We start from the raw sequence: 15384 nt of genomic DNA, 5'->3' as shown, positions 1-15384 counted from the left end.
TCTCTGCCGGGGGTCGGCACGGGCACTAGTGGGAGTTGTTGACGACGATGCAGGTCTGGCCGGGACATCCGTACCCCCTGGGTGCCACCTACGACGGCGCCGGAACCAACTTCGCCGTGTTCTCCGAGGTCGCCGAACGGGTGGAGTTGTGCCTGCTGGGGGACGACGGCTCGGAGACCTCGGTCGAACTGCGGGAGACCGACGCCTTCGTCCGGCACGCCTACCTCCCCGGCGTCCAGCCGGGGCAGCGCTACGGCTTCCGGGTGCACGGGCCCTACGAACCGCGCAACGGCGACCGCTGCAACGGTTCCAAGCTGCTGCTGGACCCCTACGCCAAGGCGATGAGCGGCCGGGTCGACTGGGACGAGTCCGTCTACGGCTACCACTTCGGCTCGCCGGAGCAGCGCAACGACCTGGACTCGGCCCCGCACACCATGGCCTCGGTGGTGGTGAACCCCTTCTTCGACTGGGGCAACGACCGGCCGCCGCGCACCGACTACCACCGCACCGTCATCTACGAGGCCCACGTCAAGGGCCTGACCTACCTCCACCCGGGCATCCCCGAGGAGATCCGGGGGACCTACGCCGGAATAGCGCATCCGGCCGTGGTGGAGCACCTGGTGAAGCTGGGCGTGACCGCGATCGAACTGATGCCGGTGCACCAGTTCGTCCACGACCACCGACTGGTGGAGCTGGGGCTGGCCAACTACTGGGGCTACAACACCATCGGCTTCTTCGCCCCGCACAACGCCTACTCCTCGCTGGGCGACCGCGGCCAGCAGGTGCAGGAGTTCAAGTCCATGGTGAAGGCCCTGCACGCGGCCGGCATCGAGGTCATCCTGGACGTGGTCTACAACCACACCGCCGAGGGCAACCACCTGGGCCCCACCCTGGCCTTCCGCGGCCTGGACAACTCCGCGTACTACCGGCTCGCCGAGGACCGCCGCTACTACGAGGACACCACCGGCACCGGCAACAGCCTGCTGATGCGGCATCCGCACGTGCTCCAGCTGATCATGGACTCGCTGCGCTACTGGGTCACCGAGATGCATGTCGACGGCTTCCGCTTCGACCTCGCGGCGACCCTGGCCCGCCAGTTCCACGAGGTGGACCGGCTCTCCTCGTTCTTCGACCTGGTCCAGCAGGACCCGGTGGTCTCCCAGGCCAAGCTGATCGCCGAACCCTGGGACGTGGGCGAGGGCGGCTACCAGGTGGGCAACTTCCCGCCGCTGTGGACCGAGTGGAACGGCCAGTACCGGGACACCGTCCGCGACCTGTGGCGCGGCGAGAACGCGGCGCTGGCCGAGTTCGGCTCCCGGCTGACCGGCTCCTCCGACCTCTACCAGGACGACGGCCGCCGGCCCATCGCCTCCATCAACTTCGTCACCTGCCACGACGGCTTCACCCTGCGCGACCTGGTCTCCTACAACGAGAAGCACAACGGCGCCAACCACGAGGACAACCGGGACGGCGAGAGCTTCAACCGCTCCTGGAACTGCGGCGCCGAGGGCGACACCGACGACCCCGGCGTGCTCGCGCTGAGAGGCCGTCAGCAGCGCAACTTCATCGCCACCCTGATGCTCTCCCAGGGCGTCCCGATGCTCTCGCACGGCGACGAGTTCGGGCGCACCCAGAGCGGCAACAACAACGCCTACTGCCAGGACAGCGACATCTCCTGGGTGCACTGGCCCGAGGCCGCGATGGGCCCCAGCCGGATGCCGTCCTCCCCCGAGGAGGAGGAACCGCAGACCGAGGAGGACGCCTCGGCCCAGCTGCTGGAGTTCACCCGGCACATGGTCTGGCTGCGCCGCGACCACCCGGTCTTCCGCCGCCGCCGCTTCTTCCACGGCCGCCCGGTCTCCGGCACCCACGACGACCTCACCGACATCGCCTGGTTCACCCCCGGCGGGGAGGAGATGACCGGCCAGGACTGGTCCGCCTCGTACGCCAAGTCGCTGACCGTCTTCCTCAACGGCTACGCCATCTCCGAACCGGACCGGCGCGGCGGCAAGATCACCGACGACTCCTTCCTGCTGCTGTTCAACGCCGGCGACAAGGGCATCGACTTCACCGTCCCGATCAACCACGGCCGGGAGTGGCAGGTCGTCGTCGACACCGCGCTGCCCTGGGTCATCGCCCCCGGCACCGGCCAGAAGGTCCGCGCCGGGGACGGCCTGCACCTGGCGGACCGGTCGATGATGGTGCTCCAGCGCCCGGCCTGAACCCGCCGCTTTCCCCCGGGTGGTCCCGCCGGGGTCGTGCGAACGCCCCGAACGGGGTAAGCGTGAGGACATGACCGCCGCACAGGCAAGCGCACCGACGGCCACCTACCGCCTGCAGCTCCAGCCCGGCTTCGGCTTCGCCGAGGCCGGGCGCGCTGTCCCTTACCTGGCCCGGCTGGGGGTGTCCCACCTGCACCTCTCCCCGGTCCTGGAGGCCGTGACGGGCTCCACCCACGGCTACGACGTGGTGGACCACAGCCGCGTCCGCGAGGAGATCGGCGGCGAGGACGGGCTGCGCGCCCTGGCCGCCACCGCCCGCGCGCACGGCCTGGGCCTGATCGTGGACGCCGTGCCGAACCATATGGCCGCCCCGGTCCCGGCCCACCGCAATCCTGCCTGGTGGCAGCTGCTCCGCGAGGGCCCACAGGCCCCGACCGCGGCCTGGTTCGACGTCGACTGGGCGGCCGGGGCCGGCCGGGTCCTGCTGCCCGTCCTCGCCGACCGCCTCGGCGCCGAGCTGCCGCACCTCAAGACCGACACCTGGAACGGCGAGCCGGTCCTGCGCTACTACGACCACGCCTTCCCGCTGCGCCCCGGCACCGAGCAGCTGCCGCTGCCCGCACTGCTCGACCAGCAGTTCTACCGGCTGGCCTGGTGGCGGATGGCCCGCACCCAGCTGAACTACCGGCGCTTCTTCACCGTCTCGGACCTGGTCGGCGTCCGGGTCGAACACCCCGAGGTGTTCCGGGCCACCCACGAGGTGCTGCTGCGCCTGCACGCCGACGGCGTGGTCGAGGGCTTCCGCATCGACCACCCGGACGGCCTGGCCGACCCGCGCGGCTATCTGGCCCGGCTGGCCGAGGCCACCGGCGGGGCGTACGTCGTCGTCGAGAAGATCCTCACCGCCGACGAGGAGCTCCCCCAGGACTGGCCCTGCGCGGGCACCACCGGCTACGACGCCCTGCGCCGCATCGACGCCGTGCTCACCGACGGCCCGGGCACGGCAGCCCTGACCGGCGTCTACAGCGACTATCTGGGCGCCCCGGTCGACAGCGCCACCGCCGCCGCCAGGCGCGGCCGCACCGAGATGACGGCGCCGGAGGGCGCGCTGGCCGCCGAAGTGAGCCGGCTCACCCGGCTGGCCACCGCGATATGCGCCGACGACGCCCCCGAACTGCGCGACCACCCCGTCTGGGCGCTGCGGCAGGCGATAGCCGCGACGCTGGCCGCCTACCCGGTCTACCGGCCCTACCCGGTCCCCGGCGAGCCGGACACCCCCGCCGACATCGAGCGGACCACCGGTGCGGCCGCCACTGCCCGCACCCTGCTGCCGGCCCACCACGCCGCCACCGCCGACCTGGTCCGGGACCTGGCTCTGGGCCGGTACGGCCGCAGCCCGGCCAAGGACGAGTTCCGGATCCGGCTGGCCCAGACCGCCTCCGCCGTCGCCGCCAAGGGCGTCGAGGACACCGCCTTCTACCGCCGCTATCCGCTGCTCTCGCTGAACGAGGTCGGCGGCGACCCCGGCAGCCCCGGGCTCTCCCCCGCCGAGTTCCACGCCTACTGCGCCCGGATGCAGCGCGACCGCCCCGCGGCGATGACGGTGCTCTCCACCCACGACACCAAGCGCAGCGCCGACGCCCGCGCCCGCCTGGCCGTCCTGGCCGAACTCCCCGACGAGTGGCGCAGCGAACTGGACGCCTGGACCAAGCTGCTGCCGGCCCCCGACGGCGACGCCAACGCCGCCTACCTGGTCTTCCAGACCGCCCTGGCCGCCTGGCCGATCGACGCCGACCGACTGGCCGCCGCCGCCCTCAAGTCCGTCCGCGAGGCCAAGCTCCGCACCAGCTGGACCGCGCCGGAAGTCGACTACGAACGCGCCGTCGAGGACTTCGCCCGGGCCGTCCCCGGCACCCCGGAACTCGCCGCCCGCATCACCGCCTTCACCACCCGCCTGGCCCCCTACGAACGCACCAACACCCTCTCCGCCACCCTGCTCCACCTCACCATGCCCGGCGTCCCCGACCTCTACCAGGGCAGCGAACACCCCCTCCACACCCTGGTAGACCCCGACAACCGCCACCCGATCGACTTCGACGGCCTTGCCGGGGTTGTTTTTAGGGGCGCGGGGAACTGCGCGAACAGCAACCAGGCACCACCTGCACCCGAAAAACTCCACCTCACCACCACAGCCTTGCACCTCCGCCGCACCTGCCCAGAGGCATTCACCGGCTCCTACACCCCCCTCCCCACCCACGACAACGCCATCGCCTACCTCCGAGGCAACACCATCCTGGCCCTGGCGACCCGCCTGCCATACCGCCTGGAACAGTCCGGCGGCTGGGGCGAAGCCACCCTCCCCCTCCCGCCAGGACAATGGACCGACGCCCTCACCGAAGGCCCCGTCCGCACCGGCAACATCCCGCTGGCCGCCTTGCTGGAGCAACTCCCCGTAGCCCTGCTCGTCCGCACCCCCCAGGAGTCCTGACCCATGGCCCACCGCTTCCAGCTCTGGGCCCCCCTGGCGCACCGCGTCGAGGTCGAGGTCGACGGCGCCCCCACCGCCATGGCCCGGGCCCGGGCCCACCCCGGCTGGTGGGAGGCCACCGCCCCGGCCGACCCGTCCCGCTCTCGTTACAGCTTCCGGCTGGACGGCGACCCGACCCTGCTCCCCGACCCCCGCTCCCCGCGCCAGCCGGACGGCCCCGACGGCCCGTCCCAACTCACCGACCACGCCGCGTTCCCCTGGTCGGCGACGCCCTGGCAGGGCCGCTCCCTCCCCGGCAGCACCCTCTACGAACTGCACATCGGCACCTTCACCCCGGAGGGCACCTTCGACGCGGCCGCGGCCCGCCTCGACCACCTCGTCGAACTCGGCGTCGACCTGGTCGAACTGTTGCCCGTCTGCCCCTTCCCGGGAACCCACGGCTGGGGGTACGACGGCGTGTCCCTCTGGGCCGTCCACGAGCCCTACGGCGGCCCGGACGGGCTGAAGCGCTTCGTCGACGCCGCCCACCGCCGCGGCCTCGGCGTCGTCCTGGACGTCGTCCACAACCACCTGGGCCCGTCCGGCAACTACCTCCCGCGCTTCGGACCGTACTTCACCGACCGTCACCACACGCCCTGGGGCGCCGCGGTGAACCTGGACGCCCCCGGTTCGGACGAGGTCCGCCGCTACCTCATCGGCAGCGCCCTGGCCTGGCTGCGCGACTACCGCGTCGACGGGCTGCGTCTGGACGCCGTGCACGCCCTGGTCGACACCCGGGCCGTGCACTTCCTGGAGGAGCTGGCGACCGCCGTGGACACCCTGGCCGCCGCCACCGGACGGCCGCTGTTCCTGATCGGCGAGTCGGACCTCAACGACCCGCGCGTGATCACCGCCCGCGAGGCCGGCGGCCTGGGCCTGACCGCCCAGTGGAGCGACGACCTGCACCACACTCTGCACGCCGCCCTCACCGGCGAGGACCACGGCTACTACGCCGACTTCGCCGCCAGGCCGATCACCGGGCTGGCCAAGACCCTCACCCGGGGCTGGTTCCACGACGGCACCTGGTCCTCGTTCCGGGAGCGCAGCCACGGCCGGCCGCTGCCGGTGCACCGCATCCCGGCCCACCGGCTGCTCGGCTACCTGCAGACCCACGACCAGATCGGCAACCGCGCCCTCGGCGACCGCATCTCGGCGGAGCTCGACCCCGGTCTGCTGGCGGCGGGCGCGGCCCTGGTGCTCACCTCCGCGTACACCCCGATGCTGTTCATGGGCGAGGAGTGGGGCGCGCTCACCCCCTGGCAGTTCTTCACGGACCATCAGGACCCGGATCTGGCCGAGGCCGTACGCAACGGCCGCCGCCGCGAGTTCGCCGGGCATGGCTGGAGCGCCGAGGAGGTCCCCGACCCACAGGCCCCGGCGACCTTCCTCGGCTCCAAGCTGGACTGGACCGAGCCGCACCGCAAACCCCACGCCGAACTGCTCGCCTGGTACCGCACCCTGCTCGCGCTCCGCCGCGCCCACCCGGACTTCACCGACCCGGACCTCTCGGCGGTCCACGTCACCTGCGACGAGACCGACCGCTGGCTGGTCCTGCACCGCGGCCCCTACCGCACCGCGGTCAACCTCTCCGACGAACCCCGCACCGTCCCCCTTGACGCGACGTCAACAACCACCCTCGCCGCCTTCCCCCCCACCACACCTGACGGCCCATCAATCACCCTCCCCGCACACTCCGCCTGGATCGGCCAGGCAACCCCCTAGGGGCGCGGGGAACTGCGCTGCCAACCACGCACGGCCCGCACCCGCCAACGCCCCCTCAGCGCACGGGCGTCGGCTCCACAACCCCTTGGGAGGTGCTACGACCGCCGCGCCCGCCGCCGCAGCTCCGCCCACACCTCGCGCACCTGCGGCTCCAGCGCCTCCAGCGGGCCGTCGTTGTCGATCACCAGGTCCGCGATGGCCAGCCGGTCCTCCCGTGAGGACTGCGCCGCCATCCTGGCCCGCGCCTCCCTCTCGGGCATACCGCGCAGCCGCACCAGCCGGTCCAGCCGGGTCGCCTCCGCCGCGTCGACGACGACGACCAGGTCGAACACCTTCGCCAGCCCGTTCTCCGCGAGCAGCGGCACATCGTTCACCAGCACATCGCCGGGTCCGGCCAGCCGCTCCAGCTCGGCGGAGCGGTCCCGCACCAGCGGATGCACGATCGCGTTCAGCGCCGCCAGCCGCGCCGGGTCGGCGAACACCACCGAGCCCAGCTTGGGCCGGTCCAGCGCACCGTCCGGCAGCAGCACCTCCTCGCCGAACTCGGCGACGACCGCCGCCAGCCCCGGCGTCCCCGGCGCCACCACCTCACGGGCGATCAGATCCGCGTCGACCAGCACCGCCCCGTAAGAGTCCAGCAGCCGCGACACCTCGCTCTTGCCCGCACCGATTCCGCCCGTCAGTCCGACCTTCAGCATGCGCGCAGCCTAGCGGGAGCGGCTCAGGACGGACCCACCAACCCGCGCCGCCGCTCCAACGCCCGCTCAGGCACCCGCTGCGGCGCCCGCTGCGGCGCCCGCTGCGGCGGGACCAGCGCCTTGCCCAGCGGTCGCCAGCCGGCCCGCAGCGGCGGCAGGGTCTGTCCGTCGCGCAGGCCGATCCGCGCGTGGAACCGCTGCAGCCAGCCCGGCGCCCACCAGTTGGCCCGCCCCAGCAGCGTCATCGTGGCCGGCACCAGCAGCATCCGCACCAGCGTGGCGTCCAGCAGCACCGCGACCGCCAGCGTCAGTCCGATCTCCTTGATGTCCAGCATGCTTCCGGTGGAGAACCCGGCGAACACCACCACCATCAGCAGCGCGGCCGAGGTGATGATCCGTCCGCTGCGCTGCACCCCGAGCTCCACCGACTTGCGGCACCGATGGCCCTCCTCGTGCAGTTCCTTGATCCGTGCCAGCAGGAACACCTCGTAGTCCATGGACAGGCCGAAGGCGAAGGCGAACACCAGCACCGGGATCCACGCCTCCAGGCCGCCGGTCGGGGTGAATCCGAGCAGCCCGCTGAACCACCCGTCCTGGAAGACCAGGGTCATCACCCCGAGCGAGGCCCCCAGTGAGAGCAGGTTGGTCAGCAGCGCCTTCAACGGCACCAGCAGTGACCCGGTCATCAGGAACAGCAGCAGGAAGGTCGCACCGACCACCAGCGCCAGCGCCCACGGACCCCGGGTCGACACCTCGTGCTTGAAGTCCACCACCGTCGCGGCGTCGCCGGTCACCCAGGTGGTCAGCCCGCCCCGGTCGGCCCGCAGCTCGCCGACGACCCGCTGCGCCGTCGTGCCCTCAGTCCCGCCGTCCACGCTCACCGCGACGCTCACCAGGCCGTCACCGACCGACGCCACGGTCGCGCCGGTCACCCCCGGCAGCGTGCGCACCTCGGCCGCGTACGTCTCGGCCTGGGCCATGCTGCCCCGCACCGCGACGGTGACCGCGGCCGTCTGCTGCGAAGGGAACCGGCTCTGCACCGCGTCCGCGACCACCCGGCTGCTGAAGGACTTCGGCAGCACATCCGCCCCCGCGCTCTGCGCATGCGCGCCCGCGAACGGCGCCGCCAGCGCCAGCAGCAGCACGGCGACCCCGATCGCCACCGGCAGCGGACGCCGCTGCACCCGGCGCACGGTGCGGGCGAAGACCCCGTCGTCGGAGCCCCCGCCGGCCGGCAGCGGTTTGATCCTTCCGCCGACGAATCCCAGCAGGGCGGGGACCAGGGTCAGCCCGGACAGCACGGTGATCACCACGACGCTGACCCCGGCCGCCGCGACGGCGCGGAAGATCGGGCTGACGAAGACGAACAGCCCGGACAGGGCGGCGGCCACGGTCACCGCCGAGAAGGTGATGGTGCGCCCCGCGGTCGCACAGCTGCGCTCCACGGCAGCCGCCACGTCGGCGCCGTGGCCGCGCTCCTCCCGGAAGCGGTTGACCATGAGCAGCGCGTAGTCGATGGACAGTCCGAGCCCCAGGACCGTGGCGATGGGCAGCACGCTGGTGTCCATCGGCATGATCCGGCTGAAGCCCAGCAGTGCGAGGAACGCCCCGGCGATCGAGCCGACCGCTCCGATCAGCGGCAGCCCGGCGGCCAGGAAGCCGCCGAAGATCAGCACCATCACCAGCAGGGTGAGCGGCAGGGTCACCAGCTCGCCCAGTTCGGTGTCCTTCTGGGTCTGCTGCTGCACCTGAGCGTTGAGGATCTGGGTGCCGCCGAGGTCGACCGTGGTCCCCGAGGCGGTTCCGATCGCCTCCAGGCGCTGGGAGACGGCGGCGATCGTGTTCTTGTTGCTGGTGTTGAGCTGGGCCTCGACCAGGCTCGCGGTGCCGTCGCTCGACCTGAGCGCGGAGCCGCCGGAGGTGTAGGCGTCGGAGACCCCGGTGACCCCGGCGATGTGCGACAGGTCGACGGCCGCGGCGGTGACCGCCGCCCGCACCCCGGAGTCGTCCACCGATCTGCCGTCCACCAGCGCGGTGATGCTGAGGTCCGACGAACTGGCCGCGGTCAGCAGTGCGCTCCCGGCCGCGGACTCGGATCCGGCGGCGGACGCGGTCGGCGCGGCGGTGTCGAAGACCTTGGTGCCGAACAGCAGTCCGACCGCGAGCAGCAGGGCCCAGGCGAGCAGCACCCAGCGCCGGCGCCGATGGCTGAAGCGCCCCACAGCGGCGAAGGGTCCGCCGACGCGGGAGAAGGGTGCGTGCATGGAGGGGCGCCTTGCGTCAGGAAGAGGGGGCTCCTGGAACTTTCGCCCATATCAAGCTGAATAGGAAGCAACACGGCCTATGGTCAGGATCACGGTGAGAACACCCTGATATCCCTTTTGCTCCCCTCATCTGACGCGCGCCCCTGACCTGCCAGGATCTGCGCAAGGACCCCGTCCGGCAGTCCGGGCGGGGTCCTTCCCGACGGAATCCTCAGCCCGCCCTCATGCTCAGCTCTTGAGCGCCCGGCTGTGCAGCGCGGTCACGGCCTTGCGTGCGGACAGGATCGCCCCGTGCTGCCAGGCGTCCATGTAGGAGAGCCAGTCCCCGGCGAACAGCACCCGGCCGCTGGGCTCTGCCAGCGGCTTGAGCACCGCCGCGTCGGGGCTGTTGTCGGGGAGGTTGTGCCAGGCGCCCTCCAGGTGCGGGATGTAGCGCCAGGACTGCGAGAAGGAGGAGGCGAGCTCGGTGCGGTACTTGGCCCCGTAGATCCGCTCCCCCAGCGACACCGCCCGTGCCTCACGCTGGGCCGGCGTCAGCTTTCCGTACATGTCGGCGGTGTCGTCGTAGTTGTAGTAGCCGATCAGGACGCCGCGCTCGCCGTGGAAGCCGTAGGACGGGTGCCAGACGTGGGTGAGGTCCAGGTCGGTCTCGGTGATACCGCCGTAGATCCGGTGGTCGGTCTCCCACCAGCGGCTGCGGTACTCCAGGCCGATCTTGCTGGCCGAAGCGGGGGTGATCGAGCTCAGCCCGGCCTGGACGGCGCTGCCCAGGTTGTGCGGGAGCTTCGCCAGCAGATGCGGGGGCATCGCGGCGATGCAGTAGTCCGCGGTGATCGACCGGCTCCGTCCGGCCGCGTCGGTGTAGGCGACCTCCACCCCGCTGCCGGTCTCGGTCAGGCCGGTGGCCTGGCAGCCCAGCTTGACCTTGTGCGCGCCGACCGCCCGGGTCAGCGCCTGGGGTATCCGGTCCATGCCGCCGACCGGCTGGAACATCAGCATGGCCTGGTCGAACTCGAACTCGAAGGAGAAGTAGCGGCCTACCCCGGAGGCGAAGACCGAGGAGACGTCCGGCACCGGGGCCAGCTCGGCGCCAGGCGTCCCGGCCGCGCCGGGGTAGGTACTGAAGCCGCGGTTGGTGCTGCCGGTGTAGCCGAAGCCGTCCGCCTTGGCGCCGATGGAGCCCCAGTCCTCCAGGAAGGCCAGCAGCCGCTCCTGGTCCGCCGCCGTCAGCTCCTTGTCGAGCGCGCCCTTGTCGGTGGCCTTGGCCAGCAGTTCGCTGACGTAGCCGTAGGTGTCGGCCTTGGCCGTGCGGTAGCGCATCGGATGTCCGGGCGTCATCCCGGAGCTCTCGTTGTAGATGTAGGCGTCGGCGTTGACGTTGGTGAACACCTCGATGGGGACCCCGAGTTCCCGGCAGTAGTCCAGGGTCACCATCCACTGTGCCAGCCGCGCCGGGCCGCAGTTCATGTACTGGCCCTCGGCGAAGCGCGCGGTCTGGCTGTTGCCGAACAGGTCGGTCTGTTCGGTACCGGCGCGTGCGGTGAAGTTCCGTCCGCCGGTGCGGCTCCGCGGTTCGAGGATCGTACAGTCGTACCCGGCCTTGCCCAGCTCGTACGCCGACACCAGGCCGGCCACACCGCCGCCGAGGATCACGACCTTGGCCGCCCTGCGGCCGGTGAGGTGGAAGTCCGAGGCGCTGGGCGCCGAGAACGCCGGCGTCGCCGCCGTCGCGGTGGGCGCCAGGCCCAGCGCCCCCATGGCCGCGAACATCGTCCCGGCGCCACCGCTGACACCGACCGCCCGCAGGAACCCCCTGCGGCTGAACCCGCCCGTCTCCAGCTGCTGCGTCATCCAACATCCCTTCGGAGTCGCCTTTGCGAAGATCAGTTCGCCTGCGCTCCAAGGATGTTGATGTTTGTATATTGCAACTTGATGCCGGTGGGGTAACGCTGCCATGAACACGACAGTGGCCCCACCCGGTTCAACCGGGTGGGGCCACTGCGCAGATCCTGCTCACTGCCTACCGCAGCAGGTCAGAGCCTCAGCTCTGGCCGCCTGCGAGCTTCTCGCGCAGCGCGGCGAGGGCCTCGTCGGTCGCCAGGGCGCCCGAGGTCTCGTCACTGCTGGAGGAGTACGAGCCACCGGAGATCGCACCGGCACCGGCGACAGCGGCCTCGGGGGCAGCACCCTCACCAGCGGCAGCGGCCTCGGCATCGGCCTCGCGGCTCTTGATGACCTGGGCCTGGTGCTGCTCGAAGCGGGTCTGCGCCTCGGCGTACTGGCGCTCCCACTCCTCACGCTGCTTCTCGAAGCCGGGCAGCCAGTCGTTCGCCTCGGGGTCGAAGCCCTCCGGGTAGATGTAGTTGCCGGCGTCGTCGTACGAGGCAGCCATGCCGTACAGGGTCGGGTCGAACTCGACCGAGGCCGGGTCGGCACCGAGGGACTCGTTGGCCTGCTTCAGCGAGAGGCTGATGCGGCGGCGCTCGAGGTCGATGTCGATGACCTTGACGAAGATCTCGTCGCCGACCTGGACGACCTGCTCCGGGATCTCCACGTGGCGCTCGGCCAGCTCGGAGATGTGCACCAGGCCCTCGATCCCCTCGTCCACGCGGACGAACGCACCGAACGGAACGAGCTTGGTGACCTTACCCGGGACGACCTGACCGATCTGGTGGGTCCGGGCGAACTGCTGCCACGGGTCCTCCTGGGTCGCCTTCAGCGACAGGGAGACGCGCTCGCGGTCCATGTCCACGTCGAGAACCTCGACGGTGACCTCCTGGCCGACCTCGACGACCTCGGACGGGTGGTCGATGTGCTTCCAGGACAGCTCGGAGACGTGCACCAGGCCGTCGACGCCGCCCAGGTCCACGAAGGCACCGAAGTTGACGATGGAGGAGACGACGCCGGAGCGCACCTGGCCCTTCTGCAGGGTGGTGAGGAAGGTCTGACGCACCTCGCTCTGCGTCTGCTCCAGCCAGGCACGGCGGGACAGGACCACGTTGTTGCGGTTCTTGTCCAGCTCGATGATCTTCGCCTCGAGCTCCTTGCCCACGTAGGGCTGGAGGTCGCGGACCCGACGCATCTCGACCAGCGAGGCCGGCAGGAAGCCACGGAGGCCGATGTCCAGGATGAGACCACCCTTGACGACCTCGATGACGGTACCGGTGACGATGCCGTCCTCTTCCTTGATCTTCTCGATCGTGCCCCAGGCGCGTTCGTACTGAGCGCGCTTCTTGGACAGGATGAGACGACCCTCCTTGTCCTCCTTCTGGAGAACCAGGGCCTCGATGTTGTCGCCGACCTTGACGACGTCATGCGGATCGACGTCGTGCTTGATGGACAGCTCGCGAGAGGGGATGACGCCCTCGGTCTTGTAACCGATGTCGAGGAGGACCTCGTCACGGTCGACCTTCACGATGATGCCCTCGACGATGTCGCCATCGTTGAAGTACTTGATGGTCTCGTCGATCGCCGCGAGGAAGGCTTCTGCGTCGCCGATGTCGTTGACCGCCACCTGCGGGGTGGTACGGGCCTCGGTGCTGCTGGTCGTCATTAGGAAAAGGGCTCCGGTACGGACATGAAGTCGTAGGTACTACTGCGCCGGGGACCCGCTATCGCTCCACCAAGGACCGGACAGGGCTGAGCCGGTGTATCGCCGCATCCAGATCTACTGGAAGCCGATACCCCGGGCTGTGACTGTGGGGTCTTCAACAGATGCGAGCGCGACCTGCTCCGTCCGAGGCGCGCAGGCCCGCAGCGCAACTTGTAGCATACGGGGACAGCCATGCACGGTCAATGCGGGATGCCGCAGTGTGGGAGAGCCCCACACAGACCGGAAAAACCGGTCAAATCGGCATTCGCCCAATTCACAATCGAACTGGCGACCCTTCCGGTGACGCCCGGACGCTACAGGAGCAAGGTTACGCTACCTGTGAGATGACCACGCACCATGACAGCCATTCAGCCCCGGATCAAGACGCCCCGAATCAAGACGCCCGGGATCAGGACGCCACCGAGGACGACGACGGCCAGGCCGTCCGCCGCGAGGCCGACGCCGCCGAGAGCAGCCGCGCCAACCGCCACTGGTGGGACCGCAACGCCGACGAGTACCAGGACGAGCACGGCTCGTTCCTCGGCGACGCCCGCTTCACCTGGTGCCCCGAGGGCCTGGACGAGGCCGAGGCCCGGCTGCTCGGCGATCCGGCCGCGCTGCGGGGCCGCAGCGTCCTGGAGATCGGCGCCGGTGCCGCCCAGTGCTCGCGCTGGCTGGCCGCCCAGGGCGCACGGCCGGTCGCCCTCGACCTGTCGCACCGTCAGCTCCAGCACTCGCTGCGGATCGACCAGGATCTAGGGCTGACCCCGGTCCCGCTGGTGCAGGCCGACGCCACCGTGCTGCCGTTCGCCGACGCCAGCTTCGACCTGGCCTGCTCCGCCTACGGGGCGGTGCCCTTCGCCGCCGACACCGCGCTGCTGATGCGCGAGGTGCGGAGGGTGCTGCGGCCCGGCGGGCGCTGGGTCTTCTCGGTCACCCACCCGATCCGCTGGGCCTTCCCGGACGAGCCGGGTCCCGAGGGGCTGACCGCGCTCTCCTCCTACTTCGACCGCACCCCCTATGTGGAGCAGGACGAGCAGGGCCGGGCCGTGTATGTGGAGCACCACCGCACCCTGGGCGACCGGGTGCGGGAGCTGACCTCAGCGGGCTTCCGGCTGGTCGACCTGGTCGAACCCGAGTGGCCCGACGGGCTCACCCAGGAGTGGGGCGGCTGGAGCCCGCTGCGGGGGCGGCACCTGCCGGGCACCGCCGTCTTCGTCACCGTCGCCGACTGAGCCCTGGTTCTTCTTCCGCCCACGCACCTCGAACAGGAAGGCGAGCCCCAGCAGCACCGCGCCCAGAATCGGCGCGCCCCAGGGGACGTAGGTGCTCAGCCCGAGCACCAGCTGCCGCTGGGAGCTGACCTGTTTGAAGGTCGCGTCCAGATAGTCGGGGCGGATCTTCACATCGCCCTCAAAGACGGTGATCGGCGCCTTTCCGCTGCCCGCCGCGAAGCGCAGCTCCTCGTGGTGCTGCTCCTCGCCGTTGACGGGCGCGCCGGTCACCGGGTCCACCCAGAACTCGCGGGTGGTGGTGTACCAGCGCTGGTAGCCGAGGGCGGTGATGCTCGCCGGAGTCAGGCCGGTGATCCCGGCCGGCATGGTCTTGGGGAAGACGACCCGGGTCCAGGGGATGGTCTGTTCGAAGTAGTACACCGTCATGCCCCGGTAGTTCCGGGTGCCCCTGTAGAGGATGGGCGCGGCGGTACGGGTCTGCGCGTCGTAGTACTGGTAGTCCCTGGGTTGCGTGTCGAAGGGGAACTTGTACTCGATGCCGGTGCGGGTCACCGCGTCGCCGTCCACGCTCTCGCCGCAGCAGTGCACCGGCTCCTGGGTGTGCGCGTCGAAGACATAGACCTCGGGGATGCGGGAGACCATTGTGTCGTCGGTCCCCAGTACATAGGCGAGGCTGTCCCAGACCACGACGTCGCGACCGGTGCGCTTCTTCTCGGCCGCTGCTGCGGCGGCGTCGCCCTTGAGGGTCTGCACGATGGTGACGGTCTGGTGCGGGACGCCGGTGAGGGTGCCGTAGTCGATCAGGGTGGCGTCCTTCGCCTGCAGCACCACCGTCTGGTACTCGTTCGCGGGCACCTCGACCACACGCGGATAGTCGTACCAGCGCATCAACGGCCCCAGCGCCGCCAGAAAGGCGGCGAGGGCAACCAGCACCAGACTCAGGCGACGACGCATCGGCGGTCGGCCCCTACGGATGCGCCGGAGCGCTGGTCAGCAGGGGCTTGGGCGAGGTCGGACCACCCTGGTGCGCGAGCGGCACCATCACCAGAGCCACGCACAGGGCGACCGCCACCCCGATCGCCGCAGCCAGCAGTGCACGCATCGGCCACCTCCCTCGTCCCGCC

The 15384-nt window shown here is 70.8% G+C and carries 9 protein-coding genes and 1 pseudogene; 4 read left to right on the top strand and 6 right to left on the bottom strand.

Going from position 1 to position 15384, the window contains the following annotated elements; genetic code table 11:
- The first annotated feature begins 47 nt into the window (after positions 1-47).
- From glgX to treZ, 3 genes are all read left to right on the top strand, one after another.
- On the top strand, positions 48-2222 hold the full coding sequence (gene glgX, locus ABH941_RS06525) for a glycogen debranching protein GlgX (RefSeq protein ID WP_370127758.1): 2175 nt from the start codon (positions 48-50) through the stop codon (positions 2220-2222).
- A 70-nt stretch (positions 2223-2292) separates the two neighbouring features.
- On the top strand, positions 2293-4710 hold the full coding sequence (gene treY, locus ABH941_RS06520) for a malto-oligosyltrehalose synthase (RefSeq protein WP_370127615.1): 2418 nt from the start codon (positions 2293-2295) through the stop codon (positions 4708-4710).
- Between the two features lie 3 nt (positions 4711-4713).
- Entirely contained in the window at positions 4714-6471 is a 1758-nt protein-coding gene (gene treZ / locus ABH941_RS06515; RefSeq protein ID WP_370127614.1) for a malto-oligosyltrehalose trehalohydrolase, read from the top strand.
- Between the two features lie 95 nt (positions 6472-6566).
- On the opposite strand, the gene coaE is transcribed toward treZ, so the two are convergent.
- The 4 genes from coaE to rpsA all read right to left on the bottom strand — a co-directional run bounded on the left by coaE (position 6567) and on the right by rpsA (position 12986).
- Positions 6567-7169: a dephospho-CoA kinase gene (gene coaE, locus ABH941_RS06510; RefSeq protein ID WP_370127613.1), complete on the bottom strand. Its 603-nt coding sequence runs from the start codon at positions 7167-7169 to the stop codon at positions 6567-6569.
- 23 nt (positions 7170-7192) lie between these two features.
- Positions 7193-9433, bottom strand: coding sequence for an MMPL family transporter (locus ABH941_RS06505; RefSeq protein ID WP_370127612.1), 2241 nt, complete (start codon positions 9431-9433; stop codon positions 7193-7195).
- Between the two features lie 228 nt (positions 9434-9661).
- Positions 9662-11203, bottom strand: a complete 1542-nt coding sequence (locus ABH941_RS06500; RefSeq protein ID WP_370127757.1) for a flavin monoamine oxidase family protein — start codon at positions 11201-11203, stop codon at positions 9662-9664.
- Between the two features lie 271 nt (positions 11204-11474).
- Positions 11475-12986: a 30S ribosomal protein S1 gene (rpsA, locus tag ABH941_RS06495; protein ID WP_134010499.1), complete on the bottom strand. Its 1512-nt coding sequence runs from the start codon at positions 12984-12986 to the stop codon at positions 11475-11477.
- A 383-nt stretch (positions 12987-13369) separates the two neighbouring features.
- On the opposite strand from rpsA, the gene ABH941_RS06490 reads away from it, so the two are divergent.
- Positions 13370-14260 (top strand): class I SAM-dependent methyltransferase, encoded by an 891-nt coding sequence (locus ABH941_RS06490; RefSeq protein ID WP_370127611.1) that lies wholly within the window; start codon positions 13370-13372, stop codon positions 14258-14260.
- Positions 14261-14308: 48 nt separating this feature from the next.
- Here the strand turns inward: ABH941_RS06490 and ABH941_RS06485 are convergent.
- A pseudogene (locus ABH941_RS06485) lies at positions 14309-15214 on the bottom strand (DUF3068 domain-containing protein); the annotation flags it as partial.
- 13 nt (positions 15215-15227) lie between these two features.
- The gene (locus ABH941_RS06480) at positions 15228-15362 is read right to left on the bottom strand and encodes an SPW_0924 family protein (protein WP_370127610.1); all 135 of its coding nucleotides are present in this window, start codon (positions 15360-15362) and stop codon (positions 15228-15230) included.
- Between the last annotated feature and the right edge of the window lie 22 nt (positions 15363-15384).

Source organism: Streptacidiphilus sp. EB103A (assembly GCF_041261405.1).
Taxonomy (GTDB): domain Bacteria; phylum Actinomycetota; class Actinomycetes; order Streptomycetales; family Streptomycetaceae; genus Streptacidiphilus.
Note: the sequence above shows the minus strand (reverse complement) of the source record. Positions and strands in the feature narration are given on the sequence as shown.